Source organism: Desulfosporosinus fructosivorans (assembly GCF_004766045.1).
GTDB classification, from domain to species: Bacteria; Bacillota; Desulfitobacteriia; order Desulfitobacteriales; family Desulfitobacteriaceae; genus Desulfosporosinus; species Desulfosporosinus fructosivorans.
Window position 1 is genome coordinate 597,312 of record NZ_SPQQ01000003.1, and the last position, 23,940, is coordinate 621,251.

22 protein-coding genes and 1 pseudogene are annotated in these 23,940 nt (G+C 41.4%); 8 read left to right on the top strand and 15 right to left on the bottom strand.

Going from position 1 to position 23,940, the window contains the following annotated elements:
* Positions 1–65: 65 nt before the first annotated feature.
* Together E4K67_RS10940 and E4K67_RS10945 are read left to right on the top strand one after the other, a co-directional pair.
* Positions 66–752: a SanA/YdcF family protein gene (locus tag E4K67_RS10940; protein WP_135546515.1), complete on the top strand. Its 687-nt coding sequence runs from the start codon at positions 66–68 to the stop codon at positions 750–752.
* 27 nt (positions 753–779) lie between these two features.
* Positions 780–2,792 carry a molybdopterin-dependent oxidoreductase gene (locus tag E4K67_RS10945; RefSeq protein ID WP_135546517.1) on the top strand — a complete coding sequence of 671 codons (2,013 nt, stop codon included), beginning with the start codon at positions 780–782 and terminating at the stop codon, positions 2,790–2,792.
* 170 nt (positions 2,793–2,962) lie between these two features.
* Here the strand turns inward: E4K67_RS10945 and E4K67_RS10950 are convergent, their stop codons facing one another.
* The 3 genes from E4K67_RS10950 to E4K67_RS10960 all read right to left on the bottom strand — a co-directional run bounded on the left by E4K67_RS10950 (position 2,963) and on the right by E4K67_RS10960 (position 5,476).
* On the bottom strand, positions 2,963–4,315 hold the full coding sequence (locus E4K67_RS10950; RefSeq protein WP_135546519.1) for an ammonia-forming cytochrome c nitrite reductase subunit c552: 1,353 nt from the start codon (positions 4,313–4,315) through the stop codon (positions 2,963–2,965).
* Positions 4,316–4,333: 18 nt separating this feature from the next.
* Positions 4,334–4,819, bottom strand: coding sequence for a cytochrome c3 family protein (locus tag E4K67_RS10955; RefSeq protein WP_135546520.1), 486 nt, complete (start codon positions 4,817–4,819; stop codon positions 4,334–4,336).
* Between the two features lie 231 nt (positions 4,820–5,050).
* Positions 5,051–5,476 (bottom strand): universal stress protein, encoded by a 426-nt coding sequence (locus E4K67_RS10960; protein ID WP_135546522.1) that lies wholly within the window; start codon positions 5,474–5,476, stop codon positions 5,051–5,053.
* 137 nt (positions 5,477–5,613) lie between these two features.
* Between E4K67_RS10960 and E4K67_RS10965 the strand changes: the two genes are divergently transcribed.
* On the top strand, positions 5,614–7,011 hold the full coding sequence (locus tag E4K67_RS10965) for an FMN-binding glutamate synthase family protein (protein ID WP_135546524.1): 1,398 nt from the start codon (positions 5,614–5,616) through the stop codon (positions 7,009–7,011).
* Between the two features lie 62 nt (positions 7,012–7,073).
* On the opposite strand, the gene E4K67_RS30105 is transcribed toward E4K67_RS10965, so the two are convergent.
* The 8 genes from E4K67_RS30105 to E4K67_RS11000 all read right to left on the bottom strand — a co-directional run bounded on the left by E4K67_RS30105 (position 7,074) and on the right by E4K67_RS11000 (position 14,823).
* On the bottom strand, positions 7,074–7,682 hold the full coding sequence (locus E4K67_RS30105; RefSeq protein WP_199242514.1) for a hypothetical protein: 609 nt from the start codon (positions 7,680–7,682) through the stop codon (positions 7,074–7,076).
* Positions 7,683–7,977: 295 nt separating this feature from the next.
* On the bottom strand, positions 7,978–9,576 hold the full coding sequence (locus E4K67_RS10975) for a sodium:solute symporter family protein (RefSeq protein ID WP_135546526.1): 1,599 nt from the start codon (positions 9,574–9,576) through the stop codon (positions 7,978–7,980).
* Between the two features lie 44 nt (positions 9,577–9,620).
* Complete coding sequence (locus tag E4K67_RS31505; protein ID WP_420841532.1) at positions 9,621–9,725, bottom strand: symporter small accessory protein; 105 nt, start codon at positions 9,723–9,725, stop codon at positions 9,621–9,623.
* A gap of 408 nt (positions 9,726–10,133) precedes the next feature.
* The gene (locus E4K67_RS10980; RefSeq protein WP_135546528.1) at positions 10,134–10,544 is read right to left on the bottom strand and encodes a YidH family protein; all 411 of its coding nucleotides are present in this window, start codon (positions 10,542–10,544) and stop codon (positions 10,134–10,136) included.
* Positions 10,545–10,642: 98 nt separating this feature from the next.
* The gene (locus E4K67_RS10985; protein WP_135546530.1) at positions 10,643–11,563 is read right to left on the bottom strand and encodes a SufB/SufD family protein; all 921 of its coding nucleotides are present in this window, start codon (positions 11,561–11,563) and stop codon (positions 10,643–10,645) included.
* Positions 11,544–12,296, bottom strand: coding sequence for an ABC transporter ATP-binding protein (locus E4K67_RS10990; RefSeq protein ID WP_135546532.1), 753 nt, complete (start codon positions 12,294–12,296; stop codon positions 11,544–11,546). Before E4K67_RS10990 ends, E4K67_RS10985 begins: the two co-directional genes overlap by 20 nt.
* A 1,076-nt stretch (positions 12,297–13,372) precedes the next feature.
* Positions 13,373–14,065, bottom strand: coding sequence for a formate dehydrogenase subunit gamma (locus E4K67_RS10995; RefSeq protein WP_135546534.1), 693 nt, complete (start codon positions 14,063–14,065; stop codon positions 13,373–13,375).
* A 5-nt stretch (positions 14,066–14,070) separates the two neighbouring features.
* Positions 14,071–14,823 carry a cytochrome c3 family protein gene (locus tag E4K67_RS11000; protein WP_243454413.1) on the bottom strand — a complete coding sequence of 251 codons (753 nt, stop codon included), beginning with the start codon at positions 14,821–14,823 and terminating at the stop codon, positions 14,071–14,073.
* Positions 14,824–15,222: 399 nt separating this feature from the next.
* Here E4K67_RS11000 and E4K67_RS11005 point away from each other — a divergent pair.
* Positions 15,223–15,458: pseudogene (locus E4K67_RS11005) on the top strand (DUF3102 domain-containing protein); the annotation flags it as partial.
* A gap of 360 nt (positions 15,459–15,818) precedes the next feature.
* On the opposite strand, the gene cax reads toward E4K67_RS11005, so the two are convergent.
* The 3 genes from cax to E4K67_RS11020 all read right to left on the bottom strand — a co-directional run bounded on the left by cax (position 15,819) and on the right by E4K67_RS11020 (position 18,288).
* The gene (gene cax, locus E4K67_RS11010; protein WP_135546536.1) at positions 15,819–16,853 is read right to left on the bottom strand and encodes a calcium/proton exchanger; all 1,035 of its coding nucleotides are present in this window, start codon (positions 16,851–16,853) and stop codon (positions 15,819–15,821) included.
* 168 nt (positions 16,854–17,021) lie between these two features.
* Complete coding sequence (locus E4K67_RS11015; protein WP_243454414.1) at positions 17,022–17,774, bottom strand: epoxyqueuosine reductase; 753 nt, start codon at positions 17,772–17,774, stop codon at positions 17,022–17,024.
* A gap of 283 nt (positions 17,775–18,057) precedes the next feature.
* Positions 18,058–18,288 carry a DUF4367 domain-containing protein gene (locus E4K67_RS11020; RefSeq protein ID WP_243454415.1) on the bottom strand — a complete coding sequence of 77 codons (231 nt, stop codon included), beginning with the start codon at positions 18,286–18,288 and terminating at the stop codon, positions 18,058–18,060.
* 743 nt (positions 18,289–19,031) lie between these two features.
* Here E4K67_RS11020 and E4K67_RS30615 point away from each other — a divergent pair.
* The 4 genes from E4K67_RS30615 to E4K67_RS11040 all read left to right on the top strand — a co-directional run bounded on the left by E4K67_RS30615 (position 19,032) and on the right by E4K67_RS11040 (position 22,447).
* Positions 19,032–20,585 carry a L,D-transpeptidase gene (locus tag E4K67_RS30615; protein WP_135546539.1) on the top strand — a complete coding sequence of 518 codons (1,554 nt, stop codon included), beginning with the start codon at positions 19,032–19,034 and terminating at the stop codon, positions 20,583–20,585.
* 138 nt (positions 20,586–20,723) lie between these two features.
* A complete protein-coding gene (locus E4K67_RS31510; RefSeq protein ID WP_420841537.1) occupies positions 20,724–20,882 on the top strand; it encodes a carbon starvation CstA family protein in 159 nt (52 codons plus the stop codon).
* Positions 20,852–21,070 carry a hypothetical protein gene (locus tag E4K67_RS11035; protein ID WP_158408453.1) on the top strand — a complete coding sequence of 73 codons (219 nt, stop codon included), beginning with the start codon at positions 20,852–20,854 and terminating at the stop codon, positions 21,068–21,070. The genes E4K67_RS31510 and E4K67_RS11035 overlap by 31 nt, the downstream gene beginning before the upstream one ends.
* Before the next feature lie 174 nt (positions 21,071–21,244).
* Positions 21,245–22,447, top strand: coding sequence for a M48 family metallopeptidase (locus E4K67_RS11040; RefSeq protein WP_135546545.1), 1,203 nt, complete (start codon positions 21,245–21,247; stop codon positions 22,445–22,447).
* Here E4K67_RS11040 and E4K67_RS11045 read toward each other — a convergent pair.
* Positions 22,441–23,676, bottom strand: a complete 1,236-nt coding sequence (locus E4K67_RS11045; protein ID WP_135546547.1) for a S1C family serine protease — start codon at positions 23,674–23,676, stop codon at positions 22,441–22,443. The two genes, E4K67_RS11040 and E4K67_RS11045, sit on opposite strands and share 7 nt — an antisense overlap.
* Positions 23,677–23,940 lie beyond the last annotated feature (264 nt).

Sequence of the window (23,940 nt, forward strand, 5' to 3'; positions counted from 1 at the left end):
AGTTGCTAAAATAGTAGTATATTTAATACGAATGCTAGAAATAACAGTTATATGGAAGGTGTGCTATGAGTAAGTTATTAACCTTAAAAAAGCGCCTAAAGCAGGTGATAGTTTTCTCAGTTCTTTTTTTGACGCTTACTTGCACCACTGCGCTGATTGTGAATCAGCACGTTGAGACAGTTGGAACGAAATATATCCTTAACGCAAGCGAAGCTCCTAACGCTGACGCCATTTTAGTCTTAGGAGCGTATGTATTACCAAACGGAACGGTGTCGACAATGCTAAACGATCGTCTAACTGCAGGATATGAACTATACGAGCAAAAGAAGGCACCGAAACTGATCGTGAGTGGCGATCATGGACGGAAGGATTATGATGAAGTTAATTCGATGAAGAGCTTTTTAAAGGATAAAGGGGTACCCAATAAGGACATCTTTATGGATCATGCAGGTTTTAGCACTTATGAGAGTATGTACAGAGCTAGGGACATCTTCAAAGTTAAGAAGGTAATCATCGTTACCCAGGAGTATCATCTTATGCGAGCGGTTTATGTAGCTAGGGCATTAGGTATGGAGGCGTATGGAGTTGCGACAGACCGACGTGATTATCGGGCTATGGAACTTTATAAACTCAGAGAAATTGCAGCTAGGAACAAAGATTTTTTGTGGGCTAAGGTTATTAAACCTAAACCAACTTTTTTAGGAGACGAAATACCGGTTTTCGGTGATGGTAAGGCGACAGATGATAAGTAAAAACTGTGTTAGAAGGGTGAGTGTAACGTGAATTCTGAAATTAAACGCTCAGTTTGTCCATATGACTGTCCCGATGCGTGTGGGCTTTTAGTAGAAGTTGTCGATGGTCAAGCGGTGAAGGTTATGGGTGACCCAGAACATCCTTTTACTAAAGGAACTTTATGCCCGAAAATGATTCACTATGAGAGAACAGTCCATTCCCCGCAGAGACTAACCCAACCACTATTGCGGATTGGCGAAAAAGGAACGGGTCAGTTTAAACCCATTTCGTGGGAAGAAGCGATTGAGCGTATTGTCGATAGATGGCAGGGGGTTATTTCGAACCATGGCGCGGAAGCGATTTTGCCGTATTCATATGCAGGGACTATGGGTACAGTCCAACGCAATTGTGGGGAAGGTTTTTTCCATCGTTTAGGAGCGTCAAGATTGGCTCGCACTATTTGTTCCTCTTCAAAGAGTTATGGTTGGGCGTCAGTGATGGGTGAGACTATGGCTCCACACCCGGATGAAGTTGAAAAGAGTGACTTTATACTCTTGTGGGGTACGAATGTCCTGGCAACCAACATCCATCTAATGCATCATATTCGAGAAGCTAAAAAGCGTGGAGCTATGGTTTGGCTTATTGACACCTATGAAAATCCTACTGCCCAAATTGTTGATAAGGTCGTATTAGTACGACCGGGGAGGGATGGTGCTTTGGCTCTGGGCATCATGCACATCTTGGTGCGCGATGGGTGGATTGATCAAGAGTTTATAGATAAGTATGTCCAGGGATTTGAACAGCTTCGAATGGAAGTTTTACCCGATTATCCACCGGCTAAAGTGAGTCAAATCACGGGTATCGAAGTAAGCTTAATCGAAGAAATGGCTCGTCAGTATGGTAAAGCCCATGCACCGTTTATTGTCTTGGGATCAGGGCTTTGTCGTTATGGAAACGGGGCAATGACGGTTCGCACTATTACCTGTCTTCCTGCACTAGTCGGAGCATGGGGAAACCCAGGAGGTGGATTGCTCGCCAGTATTTCGACTGGTAAGGTATTTCATACACAGCGAGTTACGCGCGAAGATTTACTAAAAGAGCCTACCCGAGTCGTGAATATGAATCAGCTTGGTTACGCGCTAACGGAATTATCAAACCCTCCGATTATGAGTATGTACGTCTACCATTCCAACCCTGCTGTTGTTGCCCCTGACCAAACAATGATCATCAAGGGACTTGAGCGAGAGGATCTTTTTACAGTTGTACATGAACGATTTATGACGGATACGGCTCGGTATGCTGACATCATTTTGCCTGCTACAAGCTCCTTAGAACATTCGGACATTTACCGCGCCTATGGTCATTATGGCATCCAAAGAGCGGCTGCAGTTATTCCTCCAATTGGTGAAGCTAAGTCGAACTGGGAGGTTTTTCAGTTGCTTGCTCAGGCCATGGGTTACGAAGAATATTTTTTTAAACATACCGCTGATGACCTTATTAATCAGCTGATTGATCCGCCGGCATCGTGGCTTGAGAGTATAGACCTGGCGAAACTTCAAGCAGGTCATCCCGTCGAACTCTCCCTGCCCGAGAATTACAAAACAACCTTCCTTACTCCATCCGGTAAAATAGAAATCTGCAATCCCAAGGATGCTGAGCTATTACCGCACTATTTCGAACCCTACGGAGATGATGCCCCATTTTATCTAATGAGCACACCAAGTGTGTACTCTCTGAATTCTTCCTTCAATGAGCGACCTGATTTACTTAGCAAAAAGGAAGCAGCTTATCTTCAAATGAACCCTGAAGATGCCGAAAGTAAGAACTTGCTCGATGGTCAGAGAGTGATCGCCTTTAATGAGCGAGGCGAGGTGCAGTTTATTCTCAAGCTAACGACCACCGTTCCCCAAGGAGTAGTAGTAACGGAAGGTCTGTTTTCGAGTGTATCTATGCCCGGAGATAGTACCGTAAATGCCCTTACGTCCCAGCGTTTAACAGATAGAGCAGCGGGTAGTACTCTTTATGATGTCAAAGTGGATGTTCGATTATGGGAGAGCTAGCGACGATAATTGTCATAATTGGCGAATCGGATTAAGTTAATTGAAAAAAAAGAGCATATTGGATTGATGTTAGAGATTTAGAATTGAGATCTAGAGAACTCGTGAAAAACCCCCACTTCTATAAGTGGGGGTTTTTGAAAATTAGACAAAGGTTTTTAATAGCTTACGACTTATGGTGTTGGTACTGCTCCTTGACCGGCAGCATCAACCGAAGTTCCTGCTCCGGGAGTTTTCCCTGCAGCTGCTCCAGCCTCACCTCCGGCTATTGTACCTACTGCTAAATTCGCCTTCAGCTGGGCTTGCCGGGCTAAATCAATCCCCTCACCGAGAATTCTTAAGGCTTCATTTGGGCTGTGCCATCCCATGCTGTTTTCAGCAGAGATGTAATCCCAACGCCACCCTGCTTTGCGATGCAGAGACCGAGCTTGGGTCATCATATCTGCTTTGGCTGCAGGGTTCTTGGCAGCTGTTGCGATAGCATCGATGGCCTCGGAGAGCGCTGTTTCTAATAAAACCTTCGTTTTAAACACGGCATCCTGCGTACCTATGACTTGGTTCTTTAAATACTCTTCGCTTTGTTTATGACAAGTTTGACAGGATTGAGAGATATGATTGAGGGGACTTTGTAAATGATGCGAAGATATTTTAGTTTGACCTTGTTTTACATAGGGCATATGGCAATCCGCACAGGCTACACCGTTCGCTGCGTGGATACCCGTAGAGAACAGCTCGTAATCGGGGTGTTGAGCTTTGAGCATAGGAGCCTGACTTTCTTTATGATCCCAGTCTTTAAAATTAATCTCTTCATATAATTTTTCAGCATCATCCATTTTTAACCCATAGTTCCAGGGGAAAGTAACTTTCTTATTATCGGGTTTAAAGTAATATTCGACATGGCACTGGGCACAGACCATGGTTCGCATTTCCTGTCGACTGAATTTGGCGGGATCAATTCCTCTTGTTTTTAGAGCGTCGAGTAGAGGGATACTGGTGATAGTAAGGGCCATTGTTTTTGAATCATGGCAGTTTGCACAGGCAATGGGATGTTTGATCTGATCTTTTAACTCTGCAAAAGGTGTTGCCCAAAAGGCATCTCCCATTTTATCGACGAGGGGTTTTACGTTAGGGCTTTTACAATTCCAGCAGGAACTAATCGTTTTGGGTCCGATACGTTGGGTGCCGGTTACATCTTCCAAAGACCAAAGATGGCCGCGTTCTTCGTTATAATCTTCAGAAAAAGGATAGCCTGCAAACAGTTTAACTTGAGCTGGTGACTCTTTAAGATGTGATTCAGGGAGAGAACCACCGTACTTAGAATTCCCCTTCGTTTGTTCCTTTTGCTTAAGATAGCTGGCATAGTGATCAGGGTATACTTTACCCCATACGGCGGGATCAAGTTCTCCCTCCGGTATAGAAGCTGTCGTGGGTTGAGTGGGAGCTTTTTGGGTACAACCAACTATTAGAAATACCATCATCAATAGGCTAAGACTGAGCAACATAAAACCGCGCCAGTATTTTTGCATTCAATTCCTACCTCCATTTTAGCGAATTGGGGTGTGAACAGCTTGGCTGCTGAAAGGCTGAATGGGTGTATCATGCGGCTCACCGCGATGGCATTCGAAACATTGCAATCCATCACTGGTGTTAATTCGTGCAACAAGCGTTGCATGGCATCGAAGGCAGTTGCGTTGAAGTATTTTTTCACTCCATTCCTTTGTATGTAGTACATCCGGTGGGGCAAAAGTGTTTTTATAATAATCCCTGGCGCCTGAATAGCCTTTGTAGGCGATTTGCTCAAGAATATTATCATGAGGGATGTGACAATCTTTACACCCAACCCCGTTTGTCTCGCGATGTACACTGTGAAAAGAGGCTTCGTAGGGGATTTTCATGATGTGACAGGTCGTTCCGCAATAATGAGTGGTCGATGTCCGTTCATATTGCATAAATAGAAAAATTCCAGCAATAACAAGCAGTGGCAATCCGATAAGAAGCCGTTTTTTTGTTTTTGAAGTTAAATTTTTCATAGAAACCTCCTCCATACTCACCAAGTTTAGTATTAAGTTTTAAGCATATTTTTATGTAGGAGTACAGAACAATTAGTGCAATTCTGACATAATCAGGTTGATACTATTGGACTTTACACAATTGAGAAATATCTTAAATCTTACAGATTAAAAACAAGGCTGGAAGCGCTCAAGCTTCCAGCCTTGTTTTGATGAGTAAATCAAGATTTTCTTATCAGTATGATGGAATGTTTATTTAACAATAAGTACTGGGCAATCGGAACTGGCAAGTACGCGCTGCGCAACACTTCCTAAGACTGCTCCAACAATACCACTATGGCCGCGAGTCCCCATGATGACTAAATCAAAGTCTCTTTTAATCTCGTCTAAGATGCGAACTGAAGCGCTCCCGGAGACATGCTTTTTTGATAAATGCACGCCTTCTATATTTAGGCCCTTTAATGTATTTGCTAAGGCTAGGTCACCATTACTTTTGATTTGGTCTGCGTTAGCGAAAGTATTATAACTCTCATTGAATCCATAGTAGGCTTCCTGGGATGGGGTTACATGAAATAGCTCTATTTCCGAATCGAATTTACTAGCTAACTCTAAGGCTTTCATGAGGGCATGACGTGAGGATTCGGAACCGTCTGTGGGGACTAAAATTCTTTTGAACATAGACTTCATCTCCTTTATTTTTAAATCTGCTAATTTATGGTTTATTCAGCTTATTAGGCCTTATTATATATTAAAAAGTACTGTTGTAAAACACTCTTATCTGAGCATACTAGAAAAAAATACTGCGAGGATAAAACATGCAAATTACTTTGAATATCCCCGGATGGTTTCTACTGCTGATGTTTACGATACCTTTGTTATTCCTCTTATTTTTATTAACAAAACGATTTACCAAACCAATCTTGCGTAAGATTATAAAGAAAATCACTGGCACTGCTGCTAAACGACTACTTTCAGACAAATATACCCAGAACATTGCAGAGATGTGGCCCTCGTTAAATCGCTTTTCGATCTTAAATTTATTAGAAATGAGTCTGCGTGCTGAAGACGGAAAGGTGCTTACGCGCCCCTTAGGAACTCCCAAGCATTTTCTGGGTTTTGAAAACCTAATGTTTGCACCTAAGCAGATGACAAGCTTGTCTCTCCAGGAAAGTGTTAAGGTTGACATGCAGGTAACAATTGGCGTAAATGCCACTAAACCGCTTACCATAAGTATCCCCTTGATGATCAGCGGTATGGCCTACGGTTTAGCACTTAGTGAGGAAGCCAAGCGGGCCCTGGCTAGAGCCGCAAAGACACTCCAAACAACAATCTCGTCTGGAGAAGGCCCCTTTCTGCCGGAGGAGCGAGCGGACGCAGGAAAGTATGTCTTGCAAATTTCCCGATGGATATGGGGCGGAAGAAACATCGAACAAATCTCTTCGGCTGATATGTTAGAAGTTCAAATGGGACAAGGCGCCGACATGGGGTCTGTTCTGGTAGAGGCAGTGGCTTTAAAGGGAAGAGCGCAGGTGCTAGCTGGATTGGCTCCCGGCCAGTCGACTACCTCCTTTCCAGCGCCGCCGGGCATAAAATCAACAGAAGATTGGCCTGGTTTCATGAAAAGTCTACGTAAACAAGCAAAAGGGATTCCCATAGCCTTAAAACTGATGGCAACGGGGCACCTAGAAGACGATTTAGCTGTAGCCGTCGATCTTGGGTTTGATGCCGTAATTTTGGATGGGGCTCAAGGAGGATCCCATGCAACCACTCCGATCAAACAAGATGATTTTGGAATACCGAGTTTAAACGCTCTTGTTCGTGCTGAAAGATATTTAAAAAATACTCAGGTGAGTTTAATCGTGGCAGGAGGATATTTTACTCCAGGACAATGTCTTAAAGCACTGGCCCTAGGGGCAGACGCAGTCTATCTTGCAACAGTCCCTCTTTTTGCTTTAGTGCATGGTCAAATAGACAAGGTGATTCCTTGGGAACCACTTACAACACTTTTGTATTACGACTCATCCACGAAAACACAACTAAATATTGATCAAGCTGCTACTAGTGTCGTCAATGTCTTACAATCTATGGTATTGGAAATGGAAGAAGCAATGCGTTCTCTCGGGAAGACCTCTTTAAAGGAGCTTAATGCGGATGACCTTGTCGCCTTAGACGCGCTCTCAGCCGAAGTGACTGGCGTGGCACGGGTATACTAGCATTTACGTACCTTTTTAGCGCATAAAAAAAATGCACTCACCAATGAGTGCATTGTGATATCTTACATGAACACTGTATTTTCTTCATTAGCATTTACATCAGCGTAAATAGGTTGTACTTTGTTTTTTTGTGTATTTAAGTTTTTTTGTGTTTTATTTTTCCTATCTGGAAACATTGACGGTTCTGAAAAGCTAACCAACGCTTGGGCTGTGGTTACTCCATAGATAATGTTATTAAATAACTCTGCATAGTGTGTTTTTGTAAAGCGTGGCTTTGTGGCAAATACACTGAACCTTTGGCCAATTCCGTAGATAAATTCCCAGGTTACTGCACCAAAGAACGCTCCCTTTAACAAAATGTTGTCTTTTCCCGTCTTTTTTAATATTATAGTCAAAGGATAGGCCAGAACAGCTCCAGTAATAAGATGCATTATTTGACCAAGCCAAAAGTTCTTTCGTTGATTAAGTCTAAAAGGATTTACAAAAATTGAGCCAGCGATATGTCCATACAGGGCTTCGGTTTTCCCTTTCCTCCAGAACATCAAGTTTGAAGTATCCATGGCTAAGGTTCCTAATATGCCAGCAAATATACTGACTGCGACAGAATCCTTCATCTTTAGAACTCTTTGCATTTTACTAATTAATTTCACTACATTATCAAATAGTTCCATTTTTCTAGCCTCCATTTTCTCCAAATTGCACTGTCTTTATTATTTGAAGATTATTTAGGTTATATCCTGATAATATATGGTAAATCAATTGCCGTCTGTAGAAAAGAGCTGTTGAGCAATTTCACGATTGGTCATTTCATGTTCTTTTACAAGCATTACTTCTTGGCAGTAGTTTTCATATGTTTAATCCATTTCTTCTAGCATAATAAAACCTCCTACTGTAGATCTCTACAATAGGAGGTTTATTTCTTTCAATGTCCGTTTTAGGGGTTCTGTTCATAACTTAAAGGGCTGGTTATTGGTCATTTAAGGACAGGATGTTACTTTCTTCTACTCGATTTAATGGTTTAGTGAATAAAGTCACGACAATGAAAACAACAATGCTCGCTGGAAGAGCAAATAATAGCGGATCCATATAGCTAAAAGAGCCTGTTCCGGCTAGTGAAGCACGACCCAAAACTAATTTCGCCAAGCCAAAGATTGAAGAATCTTTAGTGTAGACAAAGAGACAAAGAAAAAGGTAAAGAAGAGATCCCACTAACATACTCCAGGTTGCAGCAGTTTTCGTGGCACGTGGCCACCAGAGGGCTCCAGCATACATTGGGAGAAATGCTGCAGCGCAAAGGCCGAAGAAAATTGAAGTTGCCAAAGCAATAATATTTCCTGGTAAACGATAGGCTACAAACACAGTGACCGCAAAACCTACCAGCAAACCTACACGGGCTAACAACAAGGTTTTTCTGGGGTCGTCTTTGCTGGTCTTGCCAAAAAGATCATAGCTGAGTGAGGTCGAGATGAAATGAAATTGACCACTCAGGGTGGACATTGCTGCGGCTAAAAGACCTAACAAGAGGAAGTAATACAGCCAAGATGGAAAAGCCTGAGTTAGAAACATGGGGATCACTAGGTCAGTATTGGGACCAGCTGTTCCGACAATCGAAGCCGTCATAGCTATTTGCTGGCTTGTTTCGTAAAAGAAAACATTGGAAAGAGCACCAACAGTAAAAGCCACACCTGTCATGAATAAAATGAAAATCCCGCCAAAAACCATGGCGCGGTTTAGTTCTTTGTTAGATTTAACAGTCATATAACGAACAATAAGTTGTGGTTGAGCTAAGACCCCAATGCCAACTCCAAGAACTAATGTTGAAATGACAAAGTACCAGTTTTGACTTAAGAAAATGGGCATTGAAGCAAAACCAGTCATTCCTTGTTTTAAAAAGGCTGCAGGAACTAAGCTATTCATGGCGGCTAACTTGGCATGTGCTACCGAGACGCCACCTAACTTGATATACGTTAGAATGATTATGACGAACATCATCACGAACATGAGGGTTCCTTGGAAGGCATCTGTATAAACAACCCCTCTAAGGCCGCCAAAATAAACATAAGCCAAAACGACGAGAGAGAGAATCCAGAGAGCCGTCGAATAGTTCATCTTTAAGGATTGCTCTAAGAATCGCGCCCCACCGATCATAACGGCAGCTGCATATAGAGGTAAGACGATACTCATCAATGCGGCTGACCACTTGCGAATGAAGGTTGATTCGTAGTGAGATCCTAAAAGGTGAGGAAAGGTAAAAGCTTTGTATTTCTGCCCTAAAGCACGTGTTTTTTTACCAAAGAATACGAAGGCAATAAAAATTCCGACAAAAATATTAGCAAACGTTAACCACAACATACTCATACCATAAAATGCCGCGACTCCACCAAAACCAACAATCGCTGAGGTCGAGATAAACGTGGCTCCATAAGCCATGCCCATTAAATAAGGATGGATATTTCCTCCTGCCACCATGTAATCTTTTGAAGATTTAGTGTGCTTATAACCTAAATACCCTAGGAATGCCGTGATTAATAGATAGATTCCTAGGATAATGACAAAAACGCCCATTCATTAATCCGCCCTTCTAAACATGAAATTCAAATGTAAATTTATCACTCTTTATTCCAGTTGATGACACCATATATCACACAAAGAAGAGCACTGCCGATGGACAAAAGATATGCAGCAATGACTCCCGGGTCAGTTAACCCTAGCATAAATTCACCCCGTTTCGAAAATTAGAACCTAAATTCAATGGTCAAGAATAACATCAAATTCAATAATTGCGTTGTCTACCATACTACAAAACTAACCATTCTTGCCGGACTATTTTACCGTGCTACCATCCTTCCTTTCTTCTTTTATAAATTAGTTTCTTGTACGCGTCCCTACTGCTAGCTTGGTGTAACGTATCTTCTCTGACGCTTACAAGGTTATGTTGAATTATAACAGGTGTTATTACAACAGACAATACTTTTTTTATTGTGTATTAAGACACTCCGTTGCCCCAGAATTTTCTGTCAGAGTACTTAGATTAACAAAGATGAAATTTCTCTAGGGTGGTTAAAGTAAGAGGAAATGACAAAATTTAGCCCCTGAGGAATAAATTCCTCAGGGGCTAAATTTTAAGTACTTTGTAGCAAATGAAATACTAGGTAAATTCCGACTGCAAGGATTGAAAGGGTAAGCAACATATTGAGTACTGGGGATGGCAAATACGTATCATCGTCTATTTGTCTCTCGACTTTCTTATACCGGATAAAGGCAAGTGGGCACAATAAGGCACCTAGACCGACAAGAAAAATTCCTGCGATGGACGAAGATCCATCTGAAGGTTGTAGGGCTTTTCCCATACTTGATTCTCCCAATATGTACGACATTTGTTTAATGAATAGGGCGAACCTTTCAAGAACAAAACCGAAGGCCATTATCCCGATACTTGTTCTTACCCAGGCAAGGAAGGTACGTTCATTGGCCATGTGAACACGGCGGTCACCCACTTTTACAGGTTTTTTATATTCCGTTATTTCTGCCATGGAGTAACTACCTCCTCATTTTCATCAGCGATATTTTAGAACCCGGTGCAGTAGCTGTACCGGGCTCTTGGTTGAGGATGTCAAAAATGTATTTAGCTTTACTTAAGAAAACCATTGAGGATCGTGTCCTCTGCCTCTTTCTCTGAGAATCCAAGAGACATTAATTTGATTAGCTGTTCGGATTCGATTCTCCCAATGGCAGCCTCATGTACAAGTTGGGCTTCACTGTGATGAGCAGAAATCTTCGGGGTTGAGAGGACTACGGCATTATGCATTATAATCGCATCGCATTGGATATGTCCTCTACATTTGTTCTTCCCGTCTAAATCAAAATAGAATTCTTGTTTGGAATTGTCTTGGGCAACGGATCTTGAAATAATCTGAGCTGAGGAATCGACGCCTAATAATTCGACATTGATGCTAGATTCCGCTTCCTGATCTAAGTAAGTTAAGAGACGTTCAGTGACTACAAGCTTGGCATTACCCATAAGGCGGATTTCGGTTTCTCTTTTTGTGCGGTCAATTCCTTTGATTTGAATCAATTCGAGTTCGACAACGGCCCCTGCTTCTGCCTCGATAATTGTCTTAGGATTCAAAACTCGCTGTCCTGTTCCTTCACCTTGGCCATAATGTTTTTCGACATACTTAAGTTTGGCACCTTTTCTAACATAAAAGGTGTGGATTCCGTCATGCTGTGATTTTTGGGTTCCACAATTATGGATTCCACAGCCTGCTATTATCTCTACGTCAGAGTATTCCCCAATTTCAAAGGTATTATAGACAACATCATTGAGGTTGTCTTCTGTTACGATAACTGGAATATGAACAGTTTCTCCTTGGGTATAGGGCTTTACAATTACATCAATCCCCGACTTATCTGTTTTAGTGATGATATCGATATTTTCGGTAGTATTTCGTTGTACCCCTTGGCCATTTTTCCTAATATTGAAAGCCCCTTGTGGGATGTCATGAAGATCGGCCACTTTCTCTAGCATCAGTTTATCCAATGCATTCAACATTCTGACCAACCCCTTTCTCACATTTGGTACTACATAAACAAGTATCGCTATTCAAAATTCCAGCAAGAATTACATCTCGTTCAGATTGCGCACTGATTGATCCGTTCGACATAATAATTATTTCATCCGCCAGCTCCATGATACGCTCCTGGTGGGAAATGATAATAATCGTAGTGTCATATTGCTCGTGAATAGTTTTAAAGGTTTCCGCAAGTTTTTGAAAGCTCCATAAATCAATCCCTGCTTCTGGTTCATCGAAAACAGCAACTTTGAGATTACGGGCAAGTACCGTAGCAATCTCGATGCGCTTCATTTCTCCCCCTGAGAGACTGGAATCCACATCTCGGTCGAGATAATCTTGGGCACATAAACCAACGTTATAAAGTAAATCGCATATATTTACATTTTCAGGATTATGCGAGGCTGCCATATTGAGAAGGTCTCTAACTTTTATGCCTTTAAAGCGAGGCGGACTCTGGAAAGCATACCCTATACCTAGGCGAGCCCTTTCGGTAATCGTTGAATAGGTAATGTCTTGACCATTGAGCAAGATTCTACCCGAAGTAGGATTATAGACTCCCATAATGACCTTGGCTAGGGAAGATTTCCCTCCACCATTAGGTCCCGTGACGACATATATTTTTTTATTATAAAATTTTAGATTTATACTTTTTAGAATCTCAGTACCTTTGTTTCCTTCAATTTCCAGTGATACTCCCTGTATATCTAGCATAATTCTCCTCCTTAGTGCTTGTCCATAGATTAGAATACCATAATCCATCAATATATTGAAGTAATTTGCAGATATTTACTGATTTTGTGGCACTTTGTCAATCCCTTTATGCTTTCAAATAATTTTACTACGCTGTAGCCTTAATTTGAAAATTCCATAAATTACCTGAATATAATTACTTGTAACGGTCAATAATACGATCATAAGGGTGCGTAATGGTTGAGTCAAGATTTGTATATGCTCATTACCGGGTGTATATGGGTCGGCCAAAGATTATATGCAGGTGGTAAATCGCTTGTCTGTAGTCGGAGGGAAGATTTTTTAGTGGTTAGGAAAAGCTTTATGGCGGTCGATTTCGATTGTTTTAAGGTTCCAACTTATCCTAAAGGGTCGAGCTAAGATTTTACTGGGTGTTGAGTTTTCTTACTCAACCATATGTCGGTAGATATATGCATGTGTAAGAACGTCGGTTATATACAGCCGAAAGGTTGTATGTAGCTGTGTAGATATCTTGTAAGGTCGAACGACTCATTAATATGGGTTGTGATTTGCTTGAACATGGTCGAAAGATTGTGTTTGGGTGATAAGGGATCTATATTGGTGTTAGGTAAGATCATTACGTGCTCTTATATAAAACCCGCTAATATTTGGTTAGCGGGTCTTTATTGCGCCCAAGCATACCCCATTTCAGCCCCATGCGGCCTCCGAGGTGCAAAATTCGTATTTTAGGAAGAGAAAGTAAAATAACTACTACTTTCAATTATATACTTTCTCTTCTCTCATCCAAAGACGGGCACCTGTCCATCTTTGGACAGCGCTCTAATCTCGAATGCGTCTGAAGACTGGGCGCTTACCAAAGTGTTCTGTATTCCTGTATACCCTTAACTTTGGTCTAGAAAATGGTAAGTATTTCGATGAATCATCATGCTTTGGTTGTTAAATGAGGGTATGCTTGACGCCCCAGATAAAAATTAAAACAAGCAATACTGCGTAAATTACCATCTGAAATATGGTCAGAGGAAGACTTTTTCTGTATTTGTAGTAATCTGACATATTTATCCTCCTTTGCTTATGTCCTAGTTGGATGTTTCACTTTCATTATCAAGTCTTTCTAACTCCAATGGATGATCTTCTTCCATTTCCGCTCTACTCATTGTACCGCTGTACCAAACATGATTCATTGGGAAGAATCTAGGGCTGAAGTGGGAGTTGAAAAAGTGCCAAAAGAAAATAGCGCTGATAGCCAAGATGGCTTCGTCAGTGTGGGCATATTTTGCCGAATCAATGATCCACCGTGGCATATACTGGGTGAAAATCTGAGGAAACCACATCATTAAACCTGACCCGCCCATGATTGCCATGCCCCAGAATACGGCCCAATAGTCGAATTTTTCTTTATACGAGTAACGATCAAATTTGGGTGGATCTTTTCTTCGTCCCAATAAATACTGTACGTCATGAACTACATCAAAAAGATCTTTGGGACTTGGCAATATCGCCAAGGATAGCTTTTTAGTTACCAAGGGATAAATCACAAGATAGAGCAAGTGATAAACAGAAACCAATAGCATAACTGCTGCAGCCATCAGATGAACGGCAAACATATTATCGAAACTACCGAATATCGAGACGATCCAATGGGAAATACTGCTTCGCTCAAATTTGATGGGCAATCCCGTGATTGTTAAAATGATAAAGCTGGTAAACATCCCAATATGCTGAATTCGTTGATGGAGATTAAACCGCTGAAAAATGAGCTTTTTTCCCACTGCTTTTACCTCCCTTTCCGTTCTCTCAGAATTGTACGCAGATTATGGTATAATTGTAGTTCGATATGGATAACTAGAGCCGTGATCGTTATAAGGGTTAGCCAGACAAAAAAATTGGCTGTATAGTACATAGGTGCTCCTGGACCGGTAGCCGTCAACTCGAAATGCTCCTGGCCCTCGGAAAAACCAGGTGATGCTTGACTATGGCAGCTGGCACATGTTTGCGGAATATTTTCTTTGGCAACCTTGGAAGCTGGGGCATCCGGTCCCAAAATGTCGTGTGCACCGTGACAGTTTATGCAAGTTGCCGACTTTTTGCTGCCAAGGTGTACAGCTTTACCATGAAAGCTCTTGGCATAACTATCCGAAACCAAACCTTTATGGCAGCTTGTACAGGTTGCAACACTTTCTTTTTTGTTAAATGATGCTCCTACGGGATGCGGGAAGCCTTCTATATTTGTATGGCAACTTGTGCAACTTAAAAAGCTGTGCACCGAACTCCTAATTTTAGAACCCTCATCTCCATGGCATTGCAGACAATTGACCTGGGCTTGCGCCTCTGTCGCAGTGCAAACCACTCCCAGGAGCAATAGCGTGATAATGCTGAATACTCTCCATAACCGCTGGTTATCTAATCGTGACACTCCAACTTCTACAAGTCGAAGTGGTGCCCCGTACTCTGCTTCGGCGGGGGTATAGTCTCTCACCGAAGTCTCGATGTTCAACTTTAGTTGAACGAGTTCACTTTTTTCGGACATTCATCGCACCTCTTTTAGAACTAAATAGACTCGCCTCTTGGCTAGGGGCTCTAAGGAGTAGAAAATGTGTATAAGTACATCTTATTCTACTGCTAGGGGCTAGAGTTGAGTGGCTGAAATTATTATACCGAAAAAGGGCCTACAGTATACTAAAGTGTACCCTATAGTGAACTATACCCCCTTAAGTAGACAGTTTGAAAAACGTCTACCCTATAGGGAATTTCTATTTAGGGTTTGCTAACCAACTCCCTTTCTTCCTCTTAGGCAACCAGAATATTACATTTTCCGACTTAATATCCAACTCAGACTTTGGGCAATTAGACAAGGGTGGATTGGCGCTATAGCCCTCACGCTTGTCTGGGGCTCGGCATATCCTATAGCAATGGATGGGCAGCCGGTATGAGGATGGAAATTTCCAACAGAACGCCTGAGCAAATCGCGTCCGAGATTAACTTTATCAAGGAACAAAGAGCAAAATGCTGCTTAGCAACGCCGTTGAGATCGGACGGCGTTTGGCGGAAACCAAAGAGCTGGTACCCCATGGGGAGTGGCGCAAATGGCTGACTGAATCAGTGAGTTACTCCCCCATCGGGGAAGAGAGGCCAAATGGTGCATCGATGCACCATTTGAATTTTAACTCCATGGGCACGGTTTTTGACGCAAAGGCTGTTTTTCCATGCACATAGTTATTAAGACACTACCTGTAAACCCTTGCGAAGTCTAGACTTTTCCATAAATTAGCAAGCCCTATTTATGATAGAATTCATCGTTGATAACGAGGCTGAGGCCGTAGGTGGTATCCTAAAGGGAATTTACTCGATGATAGAGGGAAGATCTTTCTCCTAGAACAGCAACTTGGAGGGATATGGGCTTATAGGTTATGAATTTGAAATTTCCGAAGACCCATAAAAGGACCGTGGCGCAGCCACGGTCCTTTTATGGGTCAATTCATGAATTGCTCTTATGGGTTATCTTTGTCAGTAAAACACAATAACTTACACAAAGAGAAAGGCGATGGCCATGATAGCATAGGCCGATAAAAGTTGCGCTCCTTCTAGCCAGTTAGAGCGACCATCCATGCTAATCATTGCGGTAATGACAGTAGCCATGATGATGACGACAAGTTCATAGGTGGTAAAAATTAGATCAAGTGGTTGCCCCATAAAGTAGCCCAAGAATACCAAGAGGGGGGCAACAAAGAGCGCAATTTGAGTACTAGAGCCGATAGCAATTTCCAAACTGATATCCATTTTGTTCTTGAGTGCCATAATGACGCTGGTCGAATGCTCGGCAGCGTTACCAATGATAGGGATCACGATGACTCCAATGAAAAGTTCGCTGATACCTAAAGTTTTAACCACAGGTTCGATTCCTGCTACCAGAAATTCACTCTCAAGAACGACAAAAAGTGTAGCAACGAGTAAAACCGTAAAGGCTTTAAGTTTCGACCAGTTTGGAGTTTCAGCATGTTCTAAGCTAGGTCGGTAAACATCCTTGTGTGTATGAAGAGAAAAAACTAAACTAAGTACATATACGAGCATTAAAACCCCAGCAACGCCCAGGCTAAAGGGCTCTGCAGCGGGATTAGTGTGTGTTTGAAGAAAGACTGCGGGAATGATCAAGCCTGTTACAGCCATTAGCAGCATCGAAGTATGCACACCAGCAGTTGCCCGATTGAATTTCTGAATCTTAAACTTAAAACCGCCCAAGAGCATGCTAAGGCCTAGAACTAAGAGAAGATTGCCGATGATTGAGCCAGTTATAGAGGCTTTGACCACTTCATAAAGACCAGCTTTTAGGGCGAAAATTGTGATAATGAGTTCTGCCGCGTTACCAAAGGTAGCATTTAATAAGCCACCAACTCTAGGACCAACATAGAGGGCGATTTCTTCTGTTGCTTTGCCCATATAGCCAGCAAGGGGAATGATGCTTAAACCAGCAGCAACAAAGAGCAAGACGGGCGAGTACCCCGATAATTGCAGAAAAATACTCGCGGGAATAGCCAAAAGTAATAAATTTAGAAACTTCACTAATTCTTCCTCCTCAGACTCTTATAAAAATAACTTAGATAATTAAAGTCTATTTAAGTGAGTGTGTCAATTATAAGGGCGCGAAAGATCGCCTGCCTTCTTGGGTATTTACTGGGAAAGGATTTGCCGAATGCAGCCAGAGGATGGAAGGATTACGGGCATATTAGCTCATTCTTCGTTGCAATATGCACAGGGTCCTACGGCGCATTTGCCGCAAACATCACATAACCCTAAGTCAGGAAATTGTTTGTCCACTTCGAGAAGCTGAGCATAACATCGATGTTTGTCCAGACCTTTGATTGTCAACGCTCCCGTAGGACAGTTGGTAACACAAAACTGACATTTAGAATTTCTAAGATAGAGACAGTTCTCTTGGGTAGGGCGGGGAGTGGGGGGGATTTTAGCAGAAATAACCGTGCTGCCAAAACGGCCACCGCATCCAGAGGGGGTAATTAGCATATGGTTGATACCGAAGGTGCCTAACCCCGCGACAAAACCCACACTTTTATTCGACCAACGGGCCGTCAAATCTTGTTCATTAAAATTATGAGTGGCTGGTTGAGTCACCACATTGATGCCTTGGGCTGATAGTTCTCGCTTGAGTGTAGCACTAATGGTTGCGATAAGGGTGTTTGTTTCTAGATAAGCGACAGCCCATTCTCGAGCAATTCCGGGACTTTCTCGATTAGCAGTGATGATCGTCTTGGCAAACGGCAAGAAGAAAGAGATCACCGTTTGAGCATCCGTGAGGAGTTCCGTGGGATGCAAATGATGGGGACCGATGATTTCCTTCATTTGATCAAACAACGGATCATGGGCAGAGGCGAACCCGACAAGTGGTTTGCGATATCGGGTATGAGTGTTGGCCTTTTCAGTTTGGTAATTAATTAATTCGATAACTCGTTCAGCTAGGTTTAGCAAACGCTCCAACTCCGATCTTTTACTAGGAAATCTTATTAGCATTTTAGCATGTCTGGGAGAAAAAAACAGTGCAATTTTCGCGTTAAGTATAACTCGAAAATTATTCAATGGCGATCAAAAGGGGGGATTACATGGCACCAACGAATTTGTGCTTGACAGCCTCAGCAGGGATAAACGCTTTCAAGAAATCATTTCTAACCCAGAGATTATCTGCATCACAGTCAAGGTGCCAGTCTGGAGGATATCTTTATTAGAGTAACCGGGAGGGAACTCCTATGTCTTTTTAATTAATAGAATTTGCCATCTTAGTAATTTCCTCTTCAGTTAATTTACCTGTTATTTCAAGAATAAGATCCCTCAATTTCCAGGTTAAGGTATCTAGACCGTTCTTGTGCAAGAAGATCATAGCTGGGTTGCCGTTCACTATTAGATCCTTTACAACGGTATCCTCTGTATCATATATTGTCCCACGCGAAGTCCCGCTGGCATTATTTTGTTGGGTAAAACGAATCACGTTCAGCCTATTTAATTCCTTCCTGAATAATAAAATATTTTTTTAAGAGAATAAAGAGATTTGTGTAACCTTTTGCATGACTAGTACCCTCTATATATTGGGGTTCGACAATTCTTTTAAAGACAGGGAGGCGAATTTTCTTGTTAAACACTTTAAATAAGTTAAAGTATGAACTGTTATTCATAGGATTATCTGTTTTGGTAATCCTTGGCATAAGCTTATTGCCTAAATAAAGGTAAATGACATTGGGGAGAAATATCAATGAAGGAAATGAAGATATCTAAGTCACAATTAGTTAATTCTATGAGTTATCGGCACATGCGTTGGCGTATGCATAATTTCATAGGGTGAGGTTACTGTGAAAAAGTATATTTCTTATCATGGCTAGTTATTCTTTCGCTGCAGATGCTCTTTAGCGGATGTTACATGCGGATGAAGTATAATCGTAAAACAATAGAGGTTATTGGGATTAATTCCCGATAACCTCTATTTTGAATTTCATCTTCCAACCGCAAGAGTCCCTCGTTGGCTTTTGCTTGGATGTTCTCAATAAGTCCATGGGCGGTTTTTTTGCCATCGGTTTCTATATAGAAATTTCTTAAACATTTTAAGGTTGATTAATCTGTATAAAGTAGATATACTGAATATGTAAATAATTACCATATGCCATTGTTGCTGATTTTAGTTCTAGTCTCAGTCATTAGTACTAGGAAGGTTAAATTATATAGTAATGAGGTGCTAAATTGGACTTTAATGCCAAAACTAAAGAAAATTTATACGATCTCACGAATGGCTATTATCTATCAAAGAGCGATCCTCAATTTTGGAGAAAACTCTTAAATAGACGACCTGAAAATGAAGAAGCAATGTATCATGTTGGATTAGACTTAGAAATCGACGCAAAACATCATTTAGGTAAGTACTATACAACTAAACTTGATCAGCATTTGATGGTGTATCGTAACATAATCAAACAAGCATTTGATTTGATCAAGCGATCCTTTAATAGAGGTTATTTTCCGGCAAGACTTGATGTTCTAAGAATGGAACGAGAAATAAAAACAACGGAACAAAATATATCGACAGCTACAATTACCAATAACTCCGTCTTTGGTAAAAGGGACTTTATCTTATTTAGCTTGCTTTTAATCGCTATTATCTTAAGTATTATCATGGCACTTTATTTTACAACCTATAAAGTATCAAATACGAATACAACTAATTATCTCAATAATCATTACATTTATATGTTGCCCTATGAAGTAATCGAAAAAAAACCCACATCTATTCCTGATAGTAAGAATTATCAACCGAAAATCATCACAGTTAAAAGAAGCAGTACTAAACCAGTCTTGGTCAATGAGCTAGTGAGCAATCTGAAAATAGAATACGAGCGAGGACCAAAAACTTCTATACAAGTATTGGCAATAGATGAATTTAAAGAAGAAATAGGCATGGCTTTGTGGGCGGGTGGAAATACGAGTATCCAAGTCTATATATATCCCTTAGAAAGTACGGCATTTATAGACGGACAGGAGCGGCAACTGTGGGAGACAACTACTGTTGTGAGAAGTGCTGTATACCATTTTGTTCAAAAAAATGGTTATCTACCAAAAGAGTTGAAGACTCTTAATCAACCATTTCCAAATAATTATTTAACTGAATTCCCCAGAGATCCTTATAAATTCAAAAATAATGTCGCTGCCTCTCTTAATGGAGATGGGGGGTGGCTTTTTTCGTTAAGTGAAATTCCTGCTAACAACGAATTAGTTTCTACAATAAAAGATGTGATAAAGCCTAATCTCCTCTATCCTAAGGATATTCCATTTGAACCTATGTATATTGCTATTAATAAGGAAAATCATAGTCTAGCGGTTATGTCTGGTGATCAAGTTATCCGAATGTATTCTGTTGCCCTAGGTAAAGAGGACTCAACGCCAGAGGGTGAATTATATATTTCTAAAAAAGTTATGAATCCCGATAAGATTGTACCTGAGTTGGAGAATGTGTATGGGACAAGAGCCCTGGAATTGTCAAATAGAAATTATGCTATTCATGGAACGAATTCACCTGCTAGCATTGGTAAAGCAGTATCTCAGGGCTGTATTAGATTAAATAATGCAGATATGGAAGATCTATATGCGATAACCCCTCTCAACACCCCTGTTAAAATATCGAGGAATTTCTCTGATATCAAAGATTTTAATATTCCAGATATACATAGTAAAGAACTCTATGATCATTCGGATAACTCAAAGGAAGAAGATAATGCAAATATGTATTATTGGAATCATTAGTACGGGTATGACCAGACCCACACAATGCTAGGCATAAAACTTATTGTGTCAGAATTTTATAAAACATTCTAATCTTGATCTAAGATAATATTAATTATGAAATCCTATTTGTTTAATTCTGGTCTTTCTGTTGCAATCATGCTCTATTTGGCTTGGAACAACGGATGGAAGATCATTTGGCCAATCTTTGGCTCGGCTAACCAGCTATTGGCAGCTTTGTCCCTGATTGTGGTCAGTATTTGGTTGGCTAACAAGAGCAGAAAATATTGGTTCGCGCGATTATTCCAGCTATCTTAATGATGATCACCACGTTGGCATCACTCTTGATGCTTCTTTTCAAGACTTACTTGCCAAAGGGAAACTGGCCGTTGGTCATCACAGACATTGCTTTGCTAGCCTTGAGTGTGTGGGTAATTATTATTTCCGTTCAAAAGTTTACTAATAGAAAGGAAACAGCAGAGATAGTTAGGAAAATAACTAATTGAAGTGGTTTTATATAAGATCTATCATAATGCCTGCCTGCCGAGAGACGTGTTCCATTACGGGACACGTCTCGTTCAGTTAGTCGTTTAGCGAAAAAGCTATTGCTTGGACTATAGGGTGATGTGATATGATTCTAGGTATCAGAAAGAATTGAGGGGATAACGTTGGAGCGAAGAATGAATTATCTGTGGTTGGGCCTAATCGTCTTGGCGGGGGCATTTTGCGCCCTATATCTGAAAAGTGCACTTTATCCTGGACCGATTAATCCATCCGCCCTACGTTATTTTTCAACAGAACAAGCCCATAGTGCTCGAGCCTATAGTTTTGTGCCCAGGGTATTATTTATTACGAGTTTTATGCTGCAGGCGAGCGTTTTGAGTTGGTTAGTTTTCAGTCGCAAAGGTGCAACGATCGCACGGAGGGTGGAAGTAAGATGTGGTCACTATTGGAGGAGTATCTTGATGTATTTTTTCCTCCTGTGGTTATTTCTGCGCTTACTCAGATTGCCGTTTACTCTGTTCGGAAACTATTATTGGCAACAAGCTTGGGGCTTTTCCACTCAAACTTTGGCTGCTTGGTGGTTAGATTATACCAAAAGTGCAGCGCTAGATTTATTCCTAGCAACGTTTGGTGTATTATTGTTCTTTGCAATTCTTAAACATTGGCCTAAAATATGGTGGGTTATCGGAGCGACACTTTTCGCTGTTTGGCTTGTACTTCAGAATTTTCTCTGGCCGGTGATCGTATCTCCTATGTTCAATCACTTTGAACCTGCTAAAAATCCTGCTGTAATAAGTATGGTTAAGGACTTAGCAAATAAGGCGGGAATCCAAGTTGATGAAGTGCTCGTGATGGATGCAAGTCGGCGCACTACGATGGCGAATGCTTATTTCATGGGGTTAGGAACAACAAAGCAGATCGTCATTTATGACAATCTGCTTGAGAATTATCCTCTGGATGAAGTTGAAGCGGTACTAGCCCACGAAATGGGACACTGGCAGAAAGGACATATTATTCAAGGGCTAAGTTTAGGAGTAGTCGGGGCTTTCTTGAGTTGGGGCCTTCTTGCTCTATATTTGAGTAAGCTTAGACCCACAGCTGGGCATCATCGGTTACAATTATGGGCGAGTGTGCAGCTTTTTCTGCTGCTTATTATGATGGTTACAAACCCAATTCAGAACTATATTTCACGAGAAATGGAGAAGCAGGCGGACCAGGTTTCTTTGGAGTTAACTGGGGATTCTGCAGCAGTGGTACGGTTGCAAATTAACCTGGCCGCTAAAAATCTATCAGATGTATCGCCACCGGGGTTCATTGTTTGGTTTGGATATACTCATCCACCAGTCTTAAGTAGAATTGAGGCGATGGGGGATTACTGATTTGAGGCGATTTCTCCCAACGTTGCCTCTACTTGTTTCGTCACTCCATCGCGAATATAGGTTATGGTTACTTTGTCCCCAACATTATTTTTATAGAGTTCCCGAACAAGATCTGAAGAATTTTGAACTTGGCCACTGTTAATCTTGGTGATAACATCCCCTTTTAGAATCCCAGCCTTAGCGGCTGGCCCATTCTGTGTCACACCTGAAATATAGGCACCCAAGGGTTTATTGTTACTCGTAGCGTGGGCAATGTATTGATCGTCTGTACTTACTAAGAGGGCTGGATGTTTGGCGACACCAGAGGTAATTAACTGTTGTAATGTTGGTAGGGCATCTGAAATTGGAATAGAGAAGCCCATCCCTTCAAAGCCTGTCTCCGCGTATTTAACCGAGTTAATGCCAATGACTTGACCTTGATAATTTACAAGCGGACCACCACTATTCCCAGGATTAATAGCTGCATCGGTTTGGATCAGATTGTAACTTGCCATACCTTGGAGGGCAAGTGTGCGGTTGAGTGCAGAGATGACCCCTGTGGTTACAGAACGTGCAAATTCATCTCCGCCTGGATTGCCAATAGCGACAACGGGTTCACCCACTTCGACTTTTGATGAATCGCCCAGAGTCACTGCTGTAAGGTTGGATACATCCGAAATCTGTAATACCGCAAGATCTGTGCGTGGATCCGCGCCAATGACTTTAGCTTCTAAATTTCGGCCATCACTTAGGCTAACGGTAATTTTTTGGGCACCCTCAATGACGTGATTATTCGTAGCAATATACCCTTTTTTTGCATCAATGATGAACCCAGAACCGCTGCCAGCTTCTTGAAGACCAGAATTTCCGATAGACCCTCGACTAGTTTGGAAATTTGAAACGCCGACAACCGCTGGGCCGACATTCTTAGAGATTTGTGCTACAGGAAAATTGGTTCCGTTGGCAGTATATGCGACCTGTGTAAGCGGCGATGATGTACTTTCTGATTGGTTTGGGGACGCGTTTGCAGGATAAATATAGGGAATTACGCCTACAGTTGTAAGTCCACCTATGAGAGCACTAATTAAGCAGAGGCTCGCATATGCGAAAATTTTTCTTTTCGGTTTATGGTAATAGATTGGTTGTTTTTGTTGTGAAATGGGTACTAATTCTACTTCCTGTCTTTCGCCGTCTGAGATGTCAGCAGGGTCGTTATTGTCTTTTTGTGTAGAGAGAACGTCGTCTTCCATAATTACAGCCTCCTGTTACTAATAGATTTAGTTACTTATAATACCTACTTTCATAAGAATAACTAAAATATGTTAAGTAAAGAGGTCTAAATTGTGAAAGTTTATAGGTGTTTTAGTCGAGGATTTGTGAAATGGGCAGTAAAGAGGCAAAAGTTAGGCTGAAAGCGATGTTGCATCCAGCCTTATTACTACAAACAAAAGATTGTGTCCCTAATAATAGGAGGAATACATTGAATTTTGCCGAATTATGAGAGGTGTGTAGAG

What these genes read in the sequence shown, in the direction of transcription:
- E4K67_RS10940 (WP_135546515.1), top strand. Translation starts at nt 66, where the DNA reads ATGAGTAAGTTATTAACCTTAAAAAAGCGCCTAAAGCAGGTGATAGTT.
- E4K67_RS10950 (WP_135546519.1), bottom strand. Translation starts at nt 4,315, where the DNA reads ATGCAAAAATACTGGCGCGGTTTTATGTTGCTCAGTCTTAGCCTATTG.
- E4K67_RS10955 (WP_135546520.1), bottom strand. Translation starts at nt 4,819, where the DNA reads ATGAAAAATTTAACTTCAAAAACAAAAAAACGGCTTCTTATCGGATTG.
- E4K67_RS10960 (WP_135546522.1), bottom strand. Translation starts at nt 5,476, where the DNA reads ATGTTCAAAAGAATTTTAGTCCCCACAGACGGTTCCGAATCCTCACGT.
- E4K67_RS10965 (WP_135546524.1), top strand. Translation starts at nt 5,614, where the DNA reads ATGCAAATTACTTTGAATATCCCCGGATGGTTTCTACTGCTGATGTTT.
- E4K67_RS30105 (WP_199242514.1), bottom strand. Translation starts at nt 7,682, where the DNA reads ATGGAACTATTTGATAATGTAGTGAAATTAATTAGTAAAATGCAAAGA.
- E4K67_RS10975 (WP_135546526.1), bottom strand. Translation starts at nt 9,576, where the DNA reads ATGGGCGTTTTTGTCATTATCCTAGGAATCTATCTATTAATCACGGCA.
- E4K67_RS31505 (WP_420841532.1), bottom strand. Translation starts at nt 9,725, where the DNA reads ATGCTAGGGTTAACTGACCCGGGAGTCATTGCTGCATATCTTTTGTCC.
- E4K67_RS10980 (WP_135546528.1), bottom strand. Translation starts at nt 10,544, where the DNA reads ATGGCAGAAATAACGGAATATAAAAAACCTGTAAAAGTGGGTGACCGC.
- E4K67_RS10985 (WP_135546530.1), bottom strand. Translation starts at nt 11,563, where the DNA reads ATGTTGAATGCATTGGATAAACTGATGCTAGAGAAAGTGGCCGATCTT.
- E4K67_RS10990 (WP_135546532.1), bottom strand. Translation starts at nt 12,296, where the DNA reads ATGCTAGATATACAGGGAGTATCACTGGAAATTGAAGGAAACAAAGGT.
- E4K67_RS11000 (WP_243454413.1), bottom strand. Translation starts at nt 14,823, where the DNA reads ATGTCCGAAAAAAGTGAACTCGTTCAACTAAAGTTGAACATCGAGACT.
- E4K67_RS31510 (WP_420841537.1), top strand. Translation starts at nt 20,724, where the DNA reads ATGCTCTATTTGGCTTGGAACAACGGATGGAAGATCATTTGGCCAATC.
- E4K67_RS11040 (WP_135546545.1), top strand. Translation starts at nt 21,245, where the DNA reads ATGAATTATCTGTGGTTGGGCCTAATCGTCTTGGCGGGGGCATTTTGC.
- E4K67_RS11045 (WP_135546547.1), bottom strand. Translation starts at nt 23,676, where the DNA reads ATGGAAGACGACGTTCTCTCTACACAAAAAGACAATAACGACCCTGCT.